Raw genomic sequence first — 18,937 nt, forward strand, 5'->3', positions numbered from 1 at the left:
TTATGGCCGGCGCGGGACCATTTACACGACCAGAAGGACTTACTTTCAGGCATGAATCGCAGACGATTTATTAAAGGTTCAATGGCAATGGCCGCCGTGTGCGGAACCAGTGGTATTGCATCACTCTTTTCCAGCGCCGCCTTTGCGGCAGAGTCTGACATTGCAGACGGAAAAACCGTACGTTTTGATTTTTCCGTTCTGCAATCGATGGCCCATGACTTAGCACAGAAGCCCTGGGGCGGCGCACCGCGCGCGTTACCTGACACGCTGGCGAAACTGACGCCGCAGGCCTACAACAGCATTCAATATGACGCAGAGCAGTCTCTGTGGAACAATGTTGAAAATCGTCAGCTTGATGCGCAGTTCTTCCATGTGGGAATGGGCTTTCGTCGCCGTGTACGCATGTTCTCGGTTGATGGCAGCACGCATATGGCGCGCGAAATCCACTTCCGTCCGGAGCTGTTTAAATACAATGATGCGGGTGTGGATACCAAACAGCTGGAAGGGCAGACTGACCTCGGGTTCGCCGGGTTCCGCGTGTTTAAAGCGCCAGAATTAGCCCGTCGCGATATCGTTTCTTTCCTGGGCGCCAGCTATTTCCGCGCCGTGGATGACACCTATCAGTACGGTTTATCGGCCCGCGGTCTGGCGGTAGATACCTACACCGACAGCAAAGAAGAGTTTCCTGATTTCACCTCTTTCTGGTTCGAAACGGTCAAACCGGGCGCAACCTCCTTTACCGTGTATGCGCTTCTCGACAGCCCCAGCGTAACCGGTGCATTTAAGTTCGTGATCCACTGCGAGAAAACGCAGGTGATCATGGATGTACAAAACCACATCTATGCGCGCAAAGACATCAAGCAGCTCGGTATTGCACCGATGACCAGCATGTTTAGCTGCGGCAACAACGAACGTCGGATGTGTGACACCATTCACCCGCAAATTCATGATTCCGACCGTCTGGCGATGTGGCGGGGCAATGGCGAGTGGATCTGCCGCCCGCTGAATAACCCGCAAAAACTGCAGTTCAACGCCTATACCGATAACAACCCGAAAGGGTTTGGCTTGCTGCAGCTCGATCGCGACTTCTCCCATTACCAGGATATCATGGGCTGGTACAACAAGCGTCCGAGCCTGTGGGTCGAACCGCGTAACCAGTGGGGCAAGGGGACTATCGGCCTGATGGAGATCCCGACGACCGGCGAAACGCTGGATAACGTCGTCTGCTTCTGGCAGCCTGAAAGGTCGATCAAAGCGGGCGATGATCTGGAATTCAAATATCGCCTGTACTGGAGCGCACAGCCGCCGGTGCGTTCACCGCTGGCTCGCGTGATGGCGACCCGAACAGGCATGGGCGGCTTCCCGGAAGGATGGGCGCCGGGCGAGCACTACCCGGAAAAATGGGCGCGACGTTTTGCTGTTGATTTCGTTGGTGGCGATCTAAAAGCCGCAGCGCCGAAGGGTATTGAACCGGTGATTACGCTCTCCAGCGGTGAAGCGAAACAGATTGAGATCCTTTACGTGGAACCTATCGACGGTTATCGCATTCAGTTTGACTGGTATCCGACCACTGACTCAACCGATCCGGTAGATATGCGTATGTTCCTGCGTTGTCAGGGCGACGCCATCAGTGAAACCTGGCTGTATCAGTACTTCCCGCCAGCGCCGGATAAACGTCAGTACGTTGACGACCGCGAGATGCGTTAATCACTCCCTTTACGGCTCTCCGAATGGGGAGCCGTATCTGTAATCCTCTTCACAACCATTCTGTACACTATTTACTCGATCCCGTTCGCATTTTTCTGTAAGTCAAGTGGGTACTCTGGAGGTGTGTATTTCTTATACACGTTCTTTTCCACTAACAGGGAGAAAGTATGTTTCCAGAATACAGAGACCTTATTTCCCGACTGAAATCCGAGAACCCTCGCTTTCTGTCCTTATTCGAAAAACACAACAGCCTTGATCATGAGATCTCCAGACTGGAAGGTTCGGATGGTCGGGGGTATAGTTTGGACATTGTTCGCCTTAAGAAACAGAAACTCCACCTGAAGGAAGATCTGCTCAAAATATTGCAAAAAGAGAGTGTCAGTGAGAGCTAAGTAAAACGGCGCTTGCTGTGTAAAAGGGCTTCCAAAAGGGAGCCCTTCCTGTTTTTATTTGATGAGCAGGGTGGCCTGCTTAACCATCATAATGGAATGAAAATGTCAGAAGTGATTACCATCAATGACACGCTGGAACTGCGTGCCGTAGAAGAGCAACACGTCACGCCTCTGCATCAGTTGGTGCTTAAAAATAAACGCTGGCTCCAGCAGTCGCTGAACTGGCCGCAGTTTGTTGCCTCTGAGGAGGACACCCGCAAGAATGTGCAGGGCAATATGATGTTGCACCAGCGCGGTTACGCCAAAATGTTCCTGATTTTTGCGCAAGAAAATGTGGTCGGGGTTATCTCGTTTAACCAGATAGAACCGCTGAACAAAGCGGCTTATATCGGCTACTGGCTGGATGAGGAGCATCAGGGTAAAGGCATCATGTCCCAGGCGCTACAGGCCTTAATTCATCATTATGCGCAGCGTCAGGAGATTCGCCGCTTCGTGATTAAATGTCGCGTAGAAAACGTTGAGAGCAACCAGGTGGCGCTACGTAATGGCTTCCAACTGGAAGGATGTATGCAACAGGCGGAATTCCTTAATGGTGATTACTATGATGTGAATCTCTACGCCCGCATCATTGATGGCTCTTCAGAATAAACCTGCGATAGGCGTGCGCGTAATGCGCTGTTCACCGTTAATCACTTTCGGTCCGCGTAGGTGAATGGCATCGCCATCAAACGCCTGGATATGCGCCTGACCGGCTATCTCAATGTGATGCTCGATCAGCACTTCGCCCAGCACGCAGACGTGGCCTTCAATCAGGATGTGGTCGTCTAACTGGAGCGGTCCACCGCGTAATTGCGCATGACCGCCGACCAGCACGTGGTGTTTCAGCACGCAGTTACCTTCAACTACCGCGTGCTCCGCCACCTGCGAACTGTAGCGTAGGGTAGGTATGGCATCTTCTTCGCTCCCGGCGATGACGCGCGCATATCCATAGACTTTGGCGCAATCGCAAATCCAGACATTGTTCTCTTCATTACCTTCCACCTGTGCGAAATCAAAAACTTCCGCCCGATGTTCAATAAAGGCATAGTTGATTTTCGCATCGCCATAGATCTGCGCCTGATGCACCACTCGTGAGTGGCTGACAAAAGCCCGATCATAAATTTGCAGGAACTGGTCGCTTTCACGGGTTAGCCCCCTGGCGGCGATGATTTCAGAGTCACACACCACGCGCGCATCACCAAAGAGAAGGCATTCGCCGCGAACCACAGAATCCTGAATGGTGACGTTGTCACGTATTTGCACGTTATGACTGATTTCAGCCTGGTCAATCCACACGTCATCGCTAATTTGCGCGCCATCTCTGACCACGCTTGCCTGAGTAATGCGGGCGTTTCCTGTAATCGTCGCGCCGGAAAATGCGAGCGCGTTTTCATCGTAAATCCAGCAATCACCGCTTTGTGACAGCACGCTTTCATTGTCGATCCAGCCACCGGGCGTACCGGCCTGGACATCATTAAAATCAGTGAGCGCAATGATTTGGCGTAGTAATACGCTTTTTTTATTGCCATTATCCTGGTAACTAAAGGATCGAGACTCATCGCTGAGACGATATTTGGTCATAGCTCATTTCCATGTTGCGCACCTTAGTTAAACGTAGCAAAGTTTTCCGCACTGGCTAAATCAGCGGAAATTCCATAAAATGCATTTCAAATATACTTTAAAAAATAAACAAAATGAGTAAGAACAAACAGAGTGAGCGGGTCCTCAATCTTCCGGCCGGTTATTTTGGCATGGTACTGGGCATCATTGGGATGGGGTTTGCGTGGCGTTATGCCAGTCAGGTGTGGCCAGTGAGTCACTTGATTGGCGACGGTTTAGTGATCCTCGCAATGGTCATTTGGGGGCTGCTGACGCTGGCCTTTCTTAGCCGTTTACTGCGTTTTCCGCAGAGCGTATTGGCGGAAATTCGTCACCCGGTGATGAGCAGCTTTGTCAGTCTGTTTCCGGCCACAACGATGCTGGTCGCGATTGGTTTTGTCCCGTGGTATCGACCGCTGGCGATTGGGTTGTTCAGCATTGGCGTGGTGATACAGCTGGCCTACGCCGCCTGGCAAACGGCAGGGTTGTGGCGTGGATCGCATCCAGAGGAAGCCACCACGCCGGGTCTGTATCTGCCGACCGTCGCCAATAACTTTATCAGTGCAATGGCCTGTGGCGCACTGGGTTTCAACGACGCAGGATTGGTGTTTTTGGGCGCCGGGGTTTTTTCCTGGCTCAGTCTGGAGCCGGTGATTCTGCAACGTTTACGTAGCTGCGGTGAGTTGCCTGCGGTGTTACGTACTTCACTTGGCATTCAACTGGCGCCTGCGCTGGTCGCCTGCAGCGCCTGGCTTAGCGTCAACGGCGGCGAGGGCGATACGTTAGCCAAAATGCTGTTCGGCTATGGTCTGCTGCAACTGCTGTTCATGCTACGGCTCATGCCGTGGTATTTGTCACAGCCATTTAATGCGTCTTTCTGGAGCTTCTCGTTTGGCGTGTCGGCTCTGGCGACAACAGGGCTGCATCTGGGCCACGGTAGCGAGTCAGGATTTTTTCATACGCTGGCGATCCCACTGTTTATTTTTACCAATTTTATCATTGCATTATTACTGGTACGTACGTTTGCATTGCTGATGCAGGGGAAACTGCTCATCCGCACGGAGCGTGCTGCATTACTGAAATCTGAGGATAAATAATGACCCTTTGCGACGAAAACTACTTTACTGAGAAATACGATTTAACTCGTACGCATTCCGATGTTGTTGAAGCGGCAAAAATTGTTAAGCCAGGAAAAACGTTAGACCTGGGCTGCGGTAACGGTCGTAACAGCCTGTACCTTGCGGCAAACGGTTATGACGTGACAGCATGGGATAAAAATCCCATGAGCATCGCTAATCTTGAGCGTATCAAAGCGGCGGAAGGGCTGACCAATCTGCACGCGAACGTCGCGGATCTCAACGCATTACGCTTTGATGGCGAATATGATTTTATTCTTTCTACCGTTGTGCTGATGTTCCTTGAAGCCAAAACTATCCCTGGCCTTATTGAAAATATGCAGCGTTGCACTAAACAGGGCGGATATAACTTAATCGTCGCGGCGATGGATACCGATGATTTTCCGTGTACCGTGGGTTTCCCGTTCGCGTTTAAAACCGGAGAATTGCGCAACTATTACAGCGGATGGGATCTGCTGAAATATAACGAAGACGTGGGTGAACTTCATCGTACGGATGAAAACGGTAATCGAATTAAACTGCGCTTTGCCACAATGCTGGCACGCAAAACTGCCTGACCCTCCCGCCTGGGTTAACTCTTTCTGCGCTCAGCATTTTTTGTGCCGGGCGCAGAGAGAAAATTGTGCGGTGTTTACCATTTTTAGTACATCAAAAATGAAACTGTTTTGCTATCCTTTTTAAGCATCATTGCGAAAACTAAAGGGATCGTTTCATGCGTACTCAAACTTTATTTAAAGTTGCAGTGCTTACTGGCTTGTTGGCATTATCCGGCTGTGCGTCAAAAGTGACCGCGCCGGATAAATATTCTGGGTTTTTAAAAAATTACTCTGATTTGAAGGAAACACAATCAGCATCGGGACAAACCGTACTCCGTTGGGTTGATCCGAGCTACAACGAATCCAAATATGACAACATTGTATATAACCCGGTAACGTATTATCCGGTTCCTAAACCTACCACGCAGGTAGGGCAGCAGGTTCTTGATCAACTGCTGACCTACACCAATACCCAGTTGAAATCCGCCATCAGCAAGCGTAAGCCCCTGGTTACTACCCCTGGGCCACGTAGCCTGATTTTCCGCGGAGCGATTACCGGTGTTGCAACGAGCAAAGAAGGACTGCAGTTCTATGAAGTGATCCCGGTTGCGCTGCTCGTTGCGGGAACACAAATGGCAACGGGTCACCGTACCATGGATACCAACCTCTATTTCGAGGGGGAGTTGATTGATGCTGCGACCAATAAACCGGTAATTAAAGTTGTACGTAAGGGTGAAGGTAAAGATCTGAGCAACGAAAATACGCCGATGACATTCGAAACGTTGAAGAAAGTTGTTGATGACATGGCGACGGATGCCACCATGTTTGACGTGAACAAAAAACCACAATAATAATCAACGCACCATCTCAGGATGGTGCGTTTTTTTTATGCCACCCGGCGTCGATAGAATAGTTTACCCATCAGCACTTCTGGTCGGGCAAACATCACCATATTCCCCAGTAAAATCAATACTAATCCGGCAATAGCGTTAACTTGCCAGACGTATCCTTCATACAATGTTGACAGCGTTAGCGCAACCAGCGGGAAAAGCAGGGTACTGTATGCCGCCCTACTGGGACCAATGCGACCTACCAGTGTGAAATAAGCGCCGAAAGCAATCACTGAGCCAAAAATAGCCAGATATAACAGTGCACTGAGATAGCTGAATGTCCACTGTGGCGTAAAATTGTCCCCGCGCATCAGCGCAATGGTAGCGATCAACAGCGTGCCGTACAGCATGGCCCAACTGTTGGTCGTTAACACTTCCAGCCCTTTTTTCTGGTGACGCATGCTGATCATATTCCCCAATGAGAAGCCGAAGGTTCCAAGGGCGCTTAAGCCGATACCCAGCAGCAAGGAATGATTGAATCCGCTGTTGAGCAAATCCTGCCAGAACAGAGTCACAATGCCCGTCAGTCCAAGACCGGCTGCGATATAGAAACGCAGCGGTGGTTTTTGCCCAAAAAAGATGAAGCTATTGACCGCATTGAACAGGACGGCCATTGAGAAAATCACCGACTCCAGGCCGGTATTAATCCAGGCTGCAGCCGTATAAAAACACCAGAAGTTGAAGCAAAAAACGCATCCACCCTGTAACAGACAAAACAGATGATCGCGACCAGACAGTTTGCGTAATTTACCGCTAACCAGCAGGATCACTATCATCAGCGAACTGGCAACGGCGAAGCGCCAAAAGATAGAAACCGGCGCAGAAACCGGGCCCTGCTGCAAATAAATCGCAATCCATGTCGTTCCCCAAATTACCACCACCAGGCAGTACAACAGTGCGTTCATACAACTCTCTCTTTTTTGGATTCAGGTTCACACTGTGTCATGTCTGGCGGCAGGAGGCTTTCATCGGTTTGCGGCGGACTTGCAAAATCTTGCGCTTTTTTAGCGTAAAAGCGAAAAGGAAGCTGTTAACAATATGTGGCTGTTATAGACTGAAAGCCTGCTAACTTATTTTGAATGTGATGGTATGCCTCAGCCCTACGATGCCTTTGAAAACTTACGCAAACATAATGCCGTGCTGCATGAATCGGTTGCGTTACATTCAGGGATCCAACTGGCGGCCTGGTCAAACAAGCGCGATACCATCACCCAGTATTGCGATCACCATACGCTCAGTTTATATATCGCGGATGGCTACGAGAGTTACCACAAAACGGCGGGGGGCTGGAAGAATGGCGGCGGACCGGACCGTTTTTGCCTGATGCCGAAAGAGAGCGAGTCAAGTTGGGATATCCGCGACGCTCTCTCCTTTGTTCATCTCTATTGTACCGACGAACATCTGCGCGAAGTGGGTGAAAAAGTCTGGGATAAAAGCCCCTATAGCTTCACGCTGGACGAGCACACGTTTGGCAGTGACCCGGGGATCACGGCGGTTTACCGTCAGTTTCTGCTTGATAACGACTGGCAGCAACCGGCCAATCACCTCACGCTCAGCGCGGCATCTTCGCTACTGTTAACGCATCTGATCCAGCATTACAGCAACGTTCAATGGCGACTGCCCACCGTCACCGGGGGACTCGCGCCCGTCACCTTGCGTAACGTGCTGGCCTATATTGACGCGCATCTGGCGTACCCGATCACCCTGAACGATCTGGCTAGCGAGGCGGCGCTCAGCGAATTCCATTTTGCCAGAATGTTTCGCCAGTCGATGAATATGGCACCGCATCAGTACGTGATGCAACGTCGTATGGCGCTGGCACAGCATCTGGTCTGTTACACTTCACGCAGTTTGTCAGATATTGCGATGACCTGCGGATTCAGTTCGGCAAGCCATTTTAGTAACCGGTTTAAACAGGTAACCGGTAAAACGCCAACGCAGCTACGTGCGGCGAAATAACGTCAACACGGCGTAGCAGATACCGCCTACGACCAGCCCCCAGAATGCAGATCCAACCCCCAATAACGTCAGGCCGCTGGCCGTGACCAAAAACGTAACGATGGCTGCGTCGCGTTCCGATTCATTATGCAACGCCTGATACAAACTACCGCTAATTGTCCCGAGCAAGGCCAGACCGGCCAGCATCTGGATCCAGCTTACGGGCAGTGCCGCCATTAGTCCTGTGACTGAACCGCCAAACACCCCAGCCAGAAGATAGAAGACGCCAGCCGCGGCGGCGGCGAGCCAGCGTCGTTTGGCATCAGGATGCGCTTCGGGACTTTGGCAAATTGCGGCGGTTATGGCGGCAATGCAGATGGAGTAGACGCCAAACGGCGAAAACATCAGCGCCAGCAGGCCGGTAAAGATAATGAGCGGTGAAACGGGTAATGAATAGCCCGAGGCATTCATAGTGGCAATACCAGGGGCATTTTGTGAAGCCATGGTAACCAGAAACAGCGGTAGCGCAATGCTGATACTGTGGGCAAATGAAAAGTGTGGGGCAATAAACGCAGGCATGACCGGCGATAAATTCACTCCGCTTGTGACAATGTCACCTTTTATTAGCGCGATAGCGATACCCGCCAGCATCGCGGCGATCGTCGCGTACCGTGGGGCTGTGACTTTAAATACCAGCCATGCCACCAGCATACTACCGCACAAAATAAGCTCACTGTTGAGGCTATTAAAGGCCTGCAGACCAAAGCGCAGCAGGATCCCGGCCAGCATGGCTGATGCCAGTGAGTGGGGGATTATTTTCATCAGACGGGCAAACAATCCGGTTATGCCGCACAGCACAATCAACGCGTTAGCTACGATAAAAACGCCGATAGCATCCTGAATCGCTACCCCGTGCAGACCCGTAACCAGCAGCGCGGCGCCAGGTGTTGACCAGGCCGTGAGCACAGGAGCGCGATACCATAACGTCAGCGCCAGCGTACTGACGCCCATTGCAATCCCCAGCGCGGTCATCCAGCCCGCGATTTGATCGGTGGTCGCACCTGCGGCCAGGGCCGCTTGCCAGATAATGGCAGCCGAGCTGGCGTAACCGACCAGGACAGCCACAAAACCCGATAATACGGTGGGTAGTGGGATGGAGAATGCGCGCATAGTCACTCCGTGTGCGTTATAACGGTCAATCAATGTAGCACTGTGCGTTATAGCGTACAAGTGCTAAGCTGTAGCCTTGAGAAAGGAGAGTCAGGAAGGCGAAAAATGGAAAACTTAACCTACTATCTGGCCACAACGCTCCGCACGCTACGTCACCAGCGGGAATGGAGCCTGTCACGTTTGGCGGAGGAAACCGGCGTGTCAAAAGCCATGTTGGGGCAGATTGAGCGCAATGAATCCAGCCCAACGGTGGCGACATTGTGGAAAATTGCCACCGGACTGAACGTGCCATTCTCGACGTTTATTTCACCGCCAGAGTCAGACGGCGCGCCAACATTCGATCCCCAGCAGCAGGCGATGGTCGTCACGCCATTGTTTCCGTGGGACCCACAGCTGTGCTTCGATCATTTTTCGATACAGCTGGCACCCGGCGCACTCAGTGAATCGACTCCGCATGAAACCGGCGTTATAGAGCACGTGGTGGTGATAAATGGGCTGCTGGATATGTGTATTGAGGGGCAGTGGCGCACCATGAAATCCGGCGAGGGGGTGCGTTTTGCGGGAGACAGGGCGCATAGCTACCGTAACAGTAGCGAACAAACGGTTCACTTTCATTCCCTGATCCATTACCCGCGCGGTTAATCGGGAAAACTATTCCGAAAAGCCGCGCTTGTGACTACAATAGCCGCCATTTTTACCACTTGTGGATGGTAACAACTGTATGCGCCAGCAGCCTCATCACCTTGAATTGTTAAGCCCGGCCCGGGATACCGCCATTGCACGTGAAGCCATTTTGCACGGCGCTGACGCCGTTTACATTGGCGGACCGGGTTTTGGCGCGCGTCATAACGCCAGTAACAGCCTGAAAGATATCGCCGAACTGGTGCCGTTTGCGCATCGTTTCGGGGCGAAAATCTTTGTGACGCTGAATACAATCTTGCATGATGATGAGCTGGAGCCCGCACAGCGATTAATTACCGATCTGTATCAGACCGGCGTTGACGCTCTGATTGTGCAGGATATGGGGATTCTGGAGCTGGATATTCCTCCCATTGAGCTGCATGCCAGCACCCAATGTGATATTCGCAGCGTCGAGAAGGCGAAGTTTCTTTCTGACGTCGGATTCACCCAAATTGTCCTCGCGCGCGAACTGAGCCTTGAGCAAATAAACGCCATTCATCAGGCTACGGATGCGACTATTGAATTTTTCATTCACGGTGCGCTGTGCGTCGCCTATTCAGGCCAGTGTTATATTTCACATGCGCAAACCGGACGTAGCGCTAACCGCGGTGACTGTTCTCAGGCTTGTCGCCTGCCGTATACCCTGAAAGACGATCAGGGGCGCGTGGTGTCCTATGAAAAACATCTGCTGTCGATGAAAGATAACGATCAGACCGCCAACCTCGGTGCGTTGATTGACGCAGGCGTGCGATCCTTCAAAATTGAAGGGCGCTATAAAGACATGAGCTATGTGAAGAATATTACCGCGCATTATCGTCAGATGCTGGACGCCATAATTGAAGAGCGCGGCGATCTTGCCCGTTCTTCAGCCGGGCGTACCGAACATTTCTTTACTCCATCCACGGAAAAGACCTTCCATCGCGGCAGCACCGATTATTTTGTGAATGCCCGTAAGGGGGATATCGGCGCATTCGACTCACCAAAGTTCATCGGTCTGCCGGTTGGCGAAGTCCTGAAGGTGGCAAAAGATCATCTCTATGTTGAGGTAACAGAACCGCTGGCCAACGGGGATGGTCTGAACGTGTTAATCAAGCGTGAGGTCGTCGGATTTCGCGCCAACACCGTTGAAAAAACAGGGCACAATCGTTATCGGGTGTGGCCGAATGAAATGCCCGCCGATCTGCACAAAGTGCGCGCCAACCATCCGCTGAACCGCAATCTCGATCATAACTGGCAGCAGGCGTTGACCAAAACCTCCAGCGAACGCCGCGTCGCGGTCGATATTGAGCTGGGCGGCTGGCAGGAACAGTTGATCCTGACGCTCACCAGTGAGGAGGGGGTGAGTATCACCCATACGCTGGACGGCCAGTTTGAGGAAGCGAACAATGCAGAAAAAGCGTTGAGCAACCTACAGGATGGCCTGGCAAAACTGGGACAAACGCTGTATTACGCCCGTAATATTCAGGTGAATCTGCCGGGAGCATTGTTCGTGCCTAACGGTCAACTGAATCAGCTGCGACGTGAAGCGGTCGACATGCTGGATGCCGCTCGTTTGCAAAACTATCAGCGCGGTCGCCGTAAACCGGTTGCCCAGCCGGCGCCGGTTTACCCGCAAACGCATCTGAGCTTTCTGGCTAACGTCTACAACCATAAAGCGCGAGAGTTTTATCACCGTTATGGCGTGCAGTTGATTGATGCCGCCTATGAGGCGCATGAAGAAAAGGGCGATGTGCCGGTGATGATCACCAAACATTGCCTGCGTTTTGCATTTAACCTGTGTCCGAAACAGGCGAAAGGAAATATCAAAAGCTGGAAAGCCACGCCGATGCAGTTGGTTAACGGCGATGAGGTCCTGACGCTGAAATTTGATTGCCGACCGTGCGAAATGCACGTGATCGGCAAGATGAAACATCACATTCTGAAGATGCCGTTGCCGGGCAGCGTGGTGGCTTCCGTCAGCCCTGAAGAACTGCTGAAAACGTTGCCAAAGCGTAAAAGCTAACGGTTAGCTCTGATGTGTATCGGGTTTGCGTGATTTTTGCCAGTAATGGTGTTCGCGAAGATCGGCGGCGGATTCTTCCGCCGTCATTCGTAGTTCATCGCTGTCGGCTGTGTGTCGTAATAAGTGATCGGCATCCTGCACCTGAAGATATTCATGTCCCTGATTAGTAGCGAGAAGCTGACCGGAAAAAAGCGCGCTGGCCAGCAATAACACCGTTAACCCTTTCTTAAACATCATGCACCCTCTGGTACGTTAGCTGCGGAATTGACGATAATTTCGCCAGGTGACTATTCAATATTTTAATCGGGTTAATGACAATCTCTGTTTTGTCATTTCGATGTTTTTTACATTTTTGTTTAGATAACGTTGGGATTTGTCACAACCGGGCAGTGCAGCGCTGCCCGGTTGTTATCAGGGAGAGAATCAGGATTTAAATCCGGCGGCCGTCATCAGGAGACGAAAGAACATACCAACGGCGGCCAGGGCCAGCACGCTGCCGCCCCAGAGGATCACCAGCCACATCAGGCGTTTCCAGATTGTCTGTTGCATCAATGATACCCCTCACCATGTTGAACTTTGCCGCGGAAAACGTAGTAGCTCCAGAAGGTGTACACCAGGATTATCGGGATAATCAGCAGCGCGCCAACCAACATAAAGCCCTGACTCTGCGCCGGAGCTGCCGCCTGCCACAGCGTAATGGACGGTGGAATGATGTGGGGCCAGATACTGATCCCCAGCCCGCTGAACCCGAGAAAAATCAGCCCCAGCGTCAGTACAAAAGGCAGCGTATGGCTGTTTTGCTGACCCAGCGAACGCCACAGCCAGAGGCTAATCAGCGCAACCAGGAGCGGAACCGGCATCAGGAACCACAGATTGGGCAGGCTAAACCAACGATCGGCAATGGCGCTGTGCGCCAGCGGCGTCCACAGACTGATAATGGCAATGACAACCAGCATCGCCAGCAGCAGTTTTCTTGCCACGCAGCGCATTTTATCCTGCAACGGATTTTCGCTTTTCATCACCAGCCATGTTGCCCCCAACAGGGCGTAGGCTACAACCAGGCCCACGCCGCAGAACAGGGTAAAGGGGGTCAGCCAGTCGAAAGGACCGCCGCTGTAGCTGCGTCCGGTGACGGAAAATCCATTGAGTACGGCACCGACCACAATACCCTGAGTGAATGTCGCGAGGATTGAACCGCCGAGAAAAGCTTTATCCCAGAATGGTCGATGCGCCGGCGTGGCTTTGAAGCGAAACTCAAACGCGACGCCGCGAAATATCAGGCCGATGAGCATCAGGGTCAACGGGATCGTCAGCGCATCGACAATCACCGCATAGGCCAGGGGAAAAGCGCCGAATAATCCGGCGCCACCCAACACCAGCCAGGTTTCATTACCGTCCCATACCGGGGCGACGCTGTTGACCATCACATCGCGGTCATCCGCATCCGAAATCGCAGGGAATAAAATACCGATCCCGAGATCAAAACCGTCCATCACGATATACATCAGCGTGGCGAACACGATAATTACAAACCAGATAACTGATAAATCGATACCCATTAGCGGTGTGCCTCCGGTTGAGAATCGAGAACGACAGCAGAAAGCGGCCGCGCCGGCGTGCCTGTTGGTGGAATGGTCGGCTCATCTTCCTGTGGTCCTTTGCGGATCAGGCGGATCATGTAGCTGTAACCCACGCCAAACACCGAGCTATACACCACAAAGAAAGACAGTAGGCTGATGCTCATATGTAAATCACCATGTGCGGAAACCGCATCCGCCGTACGTTGCAAACCGTAAACCACCCACGGCTGACGGCCAACTTCGGTGGTCACCCAGCCAGCAAGGATGGCAATCAGACCGGAGGGGCCCATCCACAATGCAAAACGCAGGAAAGGACGTGAGGTGTATAGCCGCTGCTTATAACGCAGCCACAGGGCAAACGCGCTCAGCAGGATCATCAGCATACCTAACCCTGCCATAATGCGAAACGACCAGAACACGATGGTGGAATTGGGCCTGTCTTCCTTCGGAAATTCTTTTAACGCCGGGACCTGTTTATCCAGACTATGAGTCAGGATCAGGCTGCCCAGCGCCGGGATTTCCAGCCCATAGCGGGTGCGCTCCTGCTCCATATCCGGCCAGCCGAACAACAGCAGCGGGGTCGGTTCACCGGGCGGATTTTCCCAGTGTCCTTCAATCGCCGCAATTTTTGCAGGCTGGTGCTTCAGCGTATTCAACCCGTGCATATCGCCAATTAAGGCCTGCAGCGGGGCGACGATTAACGTCATCCACAGCGCCATTGAAAACATCGCGCGAATTGCTGGCGTGCTATTACCGCGCAATAAATGCCATGCGGCTGATGCCGCGACAAACAGCGCGCTGCTCAGGAAGGCGGCAACGGACATATGCAGCAAACGATAAGGGAATGACGGATTGAAAATCACGGCGAACCAGTCGACGGGAACGACTTGCCCGTTAACAATTTCATAGCCCTGTGGCGTTTGCATCCAGCTGTTGGAGGCGAGGATCCAGAAGGTAGAAATAATAGTACCCAGCGCAACCATACAGGTCGCGAAGAAGTGAAGCCCTGGGCCAACCCGATTCCAGCCAAACAGCATTACCCCGAGGAAGCCTGCTTCGAGGAAGAAGGCGGTTAATACTTCATAGGTCAGCAGCGGCCCGGTGATGCTACCGGCGAACTCAGAAAAACCACTCCAGTTCGTGCCGAACTGATAAGCCATCACCAGCCCGGAAACCACGCCCATACCAAAGTTTACGGCGAATATTTTCGACCAGAAATGGTATAGCGAGCGCCAGGTCGGATTTTTCGTTTTTAACCATAACCCTTCGAGCACCGCCAGATAACTGGCGAGGCCAATGGTAATCGCCGGAAAGATGATGTGAAAGGATACCGTAAACGCGAACTGGATCCTCGCCAGGTGAAACGCGTCAAGACCGAACATGCTTAGCTCCGCAGGCAAAATTGATTTAGCGCAATTCTAAGGCTGCGAAGCAATGGAGGGCAGAAACAGAACAGTTCTTTTTAACCATAACAGTTGTCGTGCTGTTATAGGTTGGCCTGGCTGATATGAAATCTGGAACCTGGATTCCTGTTATCAAATAGCGTCCTCCCCACGCGAGTGATTTTACGCTATCACTAGCGAGGTAATGAAAAGGTAATCATAAATGTTTACTTTGTGCGTATAATAGACGACAGGGAGGCGCAGTGAAGCAAAGTGAGTTCAGACGCTGGCTTGAATCTCAGGGAGTGGCTGTTACAAACGGCTCAAATCATCTGAAGTTGAGGTATCAGGGAAGGCGTAGCGTTATGCCCAGGCATCCTGGTGATGAAATAAAAGAAGCCTTGCGAAAATCGATCCTGAAGCAGCTTGGTTTACAGTCATCATCAATATGAGGTTAATTATATGAGAGATTTTGAAAAAATCATGCGTTATCCCGTTAATCTAATCCCCGCCGTGGAAGGTGGATTCGTGGTTTCTTTCCCGGATATTCCTGAAGCATTAACTCAGGGCGAAACCCGTCATGGGGCTTTGCAGGCTGCGCAGTCTGCATTGGTGACCGCTTTTGAATTCTATTTCGACGATAACGAACCGATTCCTTTACCTTCGGCGGTTGGCGCTGAAGGTGACTTTGTGGAAATCCCCCTGAGCATTGCGTCGAAGGTTCTTTTGTTAAATGCCTTTCTTGAATCAAAAATCACCCAGCAGGAGCTGGCAAACAGGATTGGCAGGCCTAAGCAGGAAATTACCCGTTTGTTCGATTTAAAGCACGCGACAAAAATTGATGCTGTGCAAATAGCTGCACGCGCCTTAGGCAAGGAGCTGTCAGTAACAATGTTGTAAAACTGTTAACTATAACAGTTATAAAAAATGCCCTGATTATGTAAACTGATATATACAGTGCGTGTCACCGACACCGATTATCAGGACGAAAAATGAAAAAATACCAGCGACTGGCTGAGCAAATTCGCGATCAAATCGCGTCTGGCGTATGGCAGCCCGGCGATCGCTTGCCATCCTTGCGCGAGCAGGTGGTCAGCAGCGGCATGAGTTTTATGACCGTCGGACATGCATATCAGTTGCTGGAAAGTCAGGGCCGGATTATCGCCCGACCGCAGTCGGGTTACTATGTTGCCGCGCGCCCTGAACGTGAGCTGGCAGCGCCGCAGGCGCAGGTGATGCGCGATGAAGCGGTGGATATCAACACCTATATTTTTGATATGCTGCAGGCCAGCCGGGATGCGTCAGTGATGCCATTTGCCTCTGCATTCCCTGACCCGCGTCTGTTTCCCCTCCAGCAGTTGAACCGCTCGCTGGCGCAGGTCAGTAAAACCGCGACCGCCATGAGCGTGATAGAAAACCTGCCGCCGGGAAATGATGAGCTGCGCCATGCCATTGCCCGCCGCTATGCTCAACAGGGGATGACCATTTCACCTGATGAAATTGTCATCACTACCGGTGCGCTGGATGCCCTCAACCTGAGCCTGCAGGCGGTTACCGAACCGGGAGACTGGGTGATTGTCGAAAATCCCTGTTTCTATGGGGCGTTGCAGGCCCTGGAGCGATTACGGCTGAAGGCGCTTTCGATTGCCACCGACGTGAAAGAGGGGATCGATCTTACCGCGCTGGAGCAAGCGTTGCAGGAGTATCCGGTAAAAGCCTGCTGGCTGATGACCAACAGCCAAAATCCGCTGGGTTTTACGCTCAGCCCAGAGAAAAAGGCGCACCTGGTCGCATTGCTGGAAAAATATCATGTAATGCTGATAGAAGATGATGTCTACAGCGAGCTGTACTTTGGTCGCGAAAAACCACTGCCTGCCAAAGCCTGGGATCGCGCCGACAGCGTTTTGCATTGTTCGTCTTTCTCGAAGTGCCTGGTGCCCGGATTTCGCGTGGGCTGGGTGGCGGCCGGGAAGCATGCTCGACGTATTCAGCGACTCCAGCTCATGAGCACGTTATCCACCAGTTCCCCCATGCAGCTTGCGCTCGTGGATTATCTGTCAACCCGGCGCTATGACGCGCATCTGCGCCGCTTACGCCGTCAACTGGCGGAACGCAAACAGCAGGCCTGGCAAACGTTGCTGCGCCATCTTCCGGCGGAAGTCAAAATTCACCATAACGACAGCGGCTATTTTCTGTGGCTGGAACTGCCAGAACCGCTTGATGCAGGCGTGCTCAGCACCCAGGCACTGGCGCACCATATCAGCATTGCACCGGGAAAAATGTTTTCGACCTCGGGGAGCTGGACTCGTTTCTTTCGCTTTAATACCGCATGGCACTGGGGAGAGCGTGAGGAACAGGCTGTGAAACAGCTGGGAAAATTAATTCGCGAGATGATGAAATAAAACGTAACGCGCTATTCAATATAAAAGAATAGCGCGTTCTTATTTTCGAAATAGAGAATACCTAACCCCGATGTTATTTATATCGGGTGCTACCATACAAAAAATCAATAGTTCTTACTATTGCCACCGTTGCACCTAACTCCTTGTCTATACTCCAGAAGATTAAAGCTCCCGATCAGCATCAGTAGCGTAATGAGCGTTAGCTCACAACCTGATTAAATTTCCTTGCGCCAGCAGGAACGCTTACAACACCCCGACTATTTTTAGGAAAGGACATATATTTACGGCAAGGCTGCCGCTCAATATTTTTTAGACAGGAGTAAGACGTTATGAGCAAGCAGTTTGCCCTCAGTAGCCTGTGCGCACTCAGTATGACGCTGATGACTGCACAGGCAGCCGAACCCCCGACATCCTTAGATAAACCGGAAGGCCGTCTGGATATTATTGCCTGGCCGGGCTACATCGAACGTGGACAGACCGATAAACAATATGATTGGGTCTCGCAGTTTGAAAAAGAGACCGGCTGCGCGGTCAATGTTAAAACAGCGGCCACTTCTGATGAAATGGTCAGCCTGATGGCAAAAGGCGGCTACGACCTGGTCACCGCTTCCGGTGATGCCTCCTTGCGTCTGATTATGGGAAAACGCGTTCAGCCGATTAATACCGCGCTGATCCCTAACTGGAAAAGCATCGATCCGCGCGTGGTAAAAGGCGAGTGGTTTAACGTTGGCGGAAAAGTTTACGGCACACCGTACCAGTGGGGGCCAAACCTGCTGATGTACAACACCAAAATTTTCCCAACGCCGCCGGATAGCTGGAACGTGGTATTTGTTGAGCAAAAACTTGGGGACGGAAAAAGCAATAAAGGGCGCGTTCAAGCCTACGATGGCCCGATCTATATTGCCGATGCTGCATTATTCGTTAAGGCGACTCAGCCGCAACTGGGCATTACCGATCCCTATCAGCTCACCGAACAACAGTATCAGGCGGTGATCAAAGTCCTGAGCGATCAACACGCGCTGATCCATCGCTATTGGCACGATACCACCGTGCAAATGAGCGACTTCAAAAACGAAGGTGTGGTGGCGTCCAGCGCCTGGCCTTATCAGGCGAACGCCCTGAAAGGAGAAGGCCAGCCTATTGCCACGGTCTTCCCAAAAGAAGGGGTTACCGGATGGGCTGATACCACCATGCTGCACAGCGAAGCCAAACACCCGGTGTGCGCTTACAAATGGATGAACTGGTCATTAACCCCGAAAGTTCAGGGCGACGTCGCAGCCTGGTTTGGTTCTCTGCCAGTCGTGCCTGAAGGTTGTAAAGCCAGCCCGCTGCTGGGTGAAAAGGGCTGTGAAACCAACGGCTATAGCTACTTTGACAAAATTGCCTTCTGGAAAACGCCGATCGCAGAAGGTGGCAAATTCGTTCCTTACAGTCGCTGGACGCAGGATTACATCGCCATTATGGGCGGTCGTTAATTCCGCTG

At 51.9% G+C, this 18,937-nt stretch carries 20 protein-coding genes; 13 read left to right on the plus strand and 7 right to left on the minus strand.

Going from position 1 to position 18,937, the window contains the following annotated elements:
* Positions 1–51: 51 nt before the first annotated feature.
* From OGV52_RS07960 to rimL, 3 genes are all read left to right on the plus strand, one after another.
* Complete coding sequence (locus tag OGV52_RS07960; RefSeq protein ID WP_153690343.1) at positions 52–1,707, plus strand: glucan biosynthesis protein D; 1,656 nt, start codon at positions 52–54, stop codon at positions 1,705–1,707.
* A 167-nt stretch (positions 1,708–1,874) separates the two neighbouring features.
* The gene (locus tag OGV52_RS07965) at positions 1,875–2,099 is read left to right on the plus strand and encodes an HP1242/YdcH family protein (RefSeq protein WP_003833168.1); all 225 of its coding nucleotides are present in this window, start codon (positions 1,875–1,877) and stop codon (positions 2,097–2,099) included.
* Between the two features lie 102 nt (positions 2,100–2,201).
* Positions 2,202–2,747 (plus strand): 50S ribosomal protein L7/L12-serine acetyltransferase, encoded by a 546-nt coding sequence (rimL, locus tag OGV52_RS07970; protein WP_115190558.1) that lies wholly within the window; start codon positions 2,202–2,204, stop codon positions 2,745–2,747.
* Here rimL and ydcK read toward each other — a convergent pair.
* Positions 2,739–3,719: a YdcK family protein gene (ydcK, locus tag OGV52_RS07975; RefSeq protein ID WP_287108327.1), complete on the minus strand. Its 981-nt coding sequence runs from the start codon at positions 3,717–3,719 to the stop codon at positions 2,739–2,741. The genes rimL and ydcK overlap by 9 nt on opposite strands.
* Before the next feature lie 113 nt (positions 3,720–3,832).
* Here ydcK and tehA point away from each other — a divergent pair, with 113 nt between their 5' ends.
* The 3 genes from tehA (at position 3,833) to OGV52_RS07990 (ending at position 6,260) form a co-directional block, all read left to right on the plus strand.
* A complete protein-coding gene (gene tehA / locus OGV52_RS07980) occupies positions 3,833–4,834 on the plus strand; it encodes a dicarboxylate transporter/tellurite-resistance protein TehA (protein ID WP_109017821.1) in 1,002 nt (333 codons plus the stop codon).
* A complete protein-coding gene (tehB, locus tag OGV52_RS07985; protein ID WP_287108328.1) occupies positions 4,834–5,430 on the plus strand; it encodes a tellurite resistance methyltransferase TehB in 597 nt (198 codons plus the stop codon). Before tehA ends, tehB begins: the two co-directional genes overlap by 1 nt.
* A 155-nt stretch (positions 5,431–5,585) precedes the next feature.
* Positions 5,586–6,260, plus strand: a complete 675-nt coding sequence (locus OGV52_RS07990; protein WP_047417362.1) for a DUF3313 domain-containing protein — start codon at positions 5,586–5,588, stop codon at positions 6,258–6,260.
* A gap of 35 nt (positions 6,261–6,295) precedes the next feature.
* On the opposite strand, the gene OGV52_RS07995 is transcribed toward OGV52_RS07990, so the two are convergent.
* A complete protein-coding gene (locus OGV52_RS07995; RefSeq protein WP_131379360.1) occupies positions 6,296–7,204 on the minus strand; it encodes a DMT family transporter in 909 nt (302 codons plus the stop codon).
* A gap of 184 nt (positions 7,205–7,388) precedes the next feature.
* Here OGV52_RS07995 and OGV52_RS08000 point away from each other — a divergent pair, with 184 nt between their 5' ends.
* Entirely contained in the window at positions 7,389–8,258 is an 870-nt protein-coding gene (locus OGV52_RS08000) for an AraC family transcriptional regulator (RefSeq protein WP_016153162.1), read from the plus strand.
* On the opposite strand, the gene OGV52_RS08005 is transcribed toward OGV52_RS08000, so the two are convergent.
* Positions 8,241–9,407, minus strand: coding sequence for a benzoate/H(+) symporter BenE family transporter (locus OGV52_RS08005; RefSeq protein ID WP_287108329.1), 1,167 nt, complete (start codon positions 9,405–9,407; stop codon positions 8,241–8,243). The two genes, OGV52_RS08000 and OGV52_RS08005, sit on opposite strands and share 18 nt — an antisense overlap.
* A 105-nt stretch (positions 9,408–9,512) precedes the next feature.
* On the opposite strand from OGV52_RS08005, the gene OGV52_RS08010 reads away from it, so the two are divergent.
* Both OGV52_RS08010 and OGV52_RS08015 read left to right on the plus strand, forming a co-directional pair.
* Positions 9,513–10,049 carry a helix-turn-helix domain-containing protein gene (locus tag OGV52_RS08010; protein WP_141875207.1) on the plus strand — a complete coding sequence of 179 codons (537 nt, stop codon included), beginning with the start codon at positions 9,513–9,515 and terminating at the stop codon, positions 10,047–10,049.
* A 79-nt stretch (positions 10,050–10,128) separates the two neighbouring features.
* Entirely contained in the window at positions 10,129–12,090 is a 1,962-nt protein-coding gene (locus OGV52_RS08015) for a peptidase U32 family protein (protein ID WP_287108331.1), read from the plus strand.
* A gap of 3 nt (positions 12,091–12,093) precedes the next feature.
* Here OGV52_RS08015 and OGV52_RS08020 read toward each other — a convergent pair whose 3' ends face one another.
* The 4 genes from OGV52_RS08020 to OGV52_RS08035 all read right to left on the minus strand — a co-directional run bounded on the left by OGV52_RS08020 (position 12,094) and on the right by OGV52_RS08035 (position 15,052).
* Positions 12,094–12,324, minus strand: coding sequence for a DUF2554 family protein (locus tag OGV52_RS08020; protein WP_016153158.1), 231 nt, complete (start codon positions 12,322–12,324; stop codon positions 12,094–12,096).
* Between the two features lie 189 nt (positions 12,325–12,513).
* A complete protein-coding gene (locus OGV52_RS08025) occupies positions 12,514–12,639 on the minus strand; it encodes a DUF2474 domain-containing protein (protein WP_003020230.1) in 126 nt (41 codons plus the stop codon).
* Positions 12,639–13,649 carry a cytochrome d ubiquinol oxidase subunit II gene (cydB, locus tag OGV52_RS08030; protein ID WP_141875205.1) on the minus strand — a complete coding sequence of 337 codons (1,011 nt, stop codon included), beginning with the start codon at positions 13,647–13,649 and terminating at the stop codon, positions 12,639–12,641. Before cydB ends, OGV52_RS08025 begins: the two co-directional genes overlap by 1 nt.
* The gene (locus tag OGV52_RS08035) at positions 13,649–15,052 is read right to left on the minus strand and encodes a cytochrome ubiquinol oxidase subunit I (protein WP_287108332.1); all 1,404 of its coding nucleotides are present in this window, start codon (positions 15,050–15,052) and stop codon (positions 13,649–13,651) included. The genes cydB and OGV52_RS08035 overlap by 1 nt, the downstream gene beginning before the upstream one ends.
* A 263-nt stretch (positions 15,053–15,315) precedes the next feature.
* Here OGV52_RS08035 and OGV52_RS08040 point away from each other — a divergent pair, with 263 nt between their 5' ends.
* The 4 genes from OGV52_RS08040 to ydcS all read left to right on the plus strand — a co-directional run bounded on the left by OGV52_RS08040 (position 15,316) and on the right by ydcS (position 18,929).
* On the plus strand, positions 15,316–15,504 hold the full coding sequence (locus OGV52_RS08040) for a type II toxin-antitoxin system HicA family toxin (RefSeq protein WP_049259794.1): 189 nt from the start codon (positions 15,316–15,318) through the stop codon (positions 15,502–15,504).
* Between the two features lie 31 nt (positions 15,505–15,535).
* A complete protein-coding gene (locus OGV52_RS08045) occupies positions 15,536–15,952 on the plus strand; it encodes a type II toxin-antitoxin system HicB family antitoxin (RefSeq protein WP_287108377.1) in 417 nt (138 codons plus the stop codon).
* Between the two features lie 92 nt (positions 15,953–16,044).
* Positions 16,045–17,454 carry an aminotransferase-like domain-containing protein gene (locus OGV52_RS08050; RefSeq protein ID WP_019076828.1) on the plus strand — a complete coding sequence of 470 codons (1,410 nt, stop codon included), beginning with the start codon at positions 16,045–16,047 and terminating at the stop codon, positions 17,452–17,454.
* Between the two features lie 329 nt (positions 17,455–17,783).
* The gene (gene ydcS, locus OGV52_RS08055; protein ID WP_016153154.1) at positions 17,784–18,929 is read left to right on the plus strand and encodes a putative ABC transporter substrate-binding protein YdcS; all 1,146 of its coding nucleotides are present in this window, start codon (positions 17,784–17,786) and stop codon (positions 18,927–18,929) included.
* Positions 18,930–18,937 lie beyond the last annotated feature (8 nt).

This window comes from Citrobacter sp. Cb041 (genome assembly GCF_030336655.1).
GTDB classification, from domain to species: domain Bacteria; phylum Pseudomonadota; class Gammaproteobacteria; order Enterobacterales; family Enterobacteriaceae; genus Citrobacter; species Citrobacter braakii.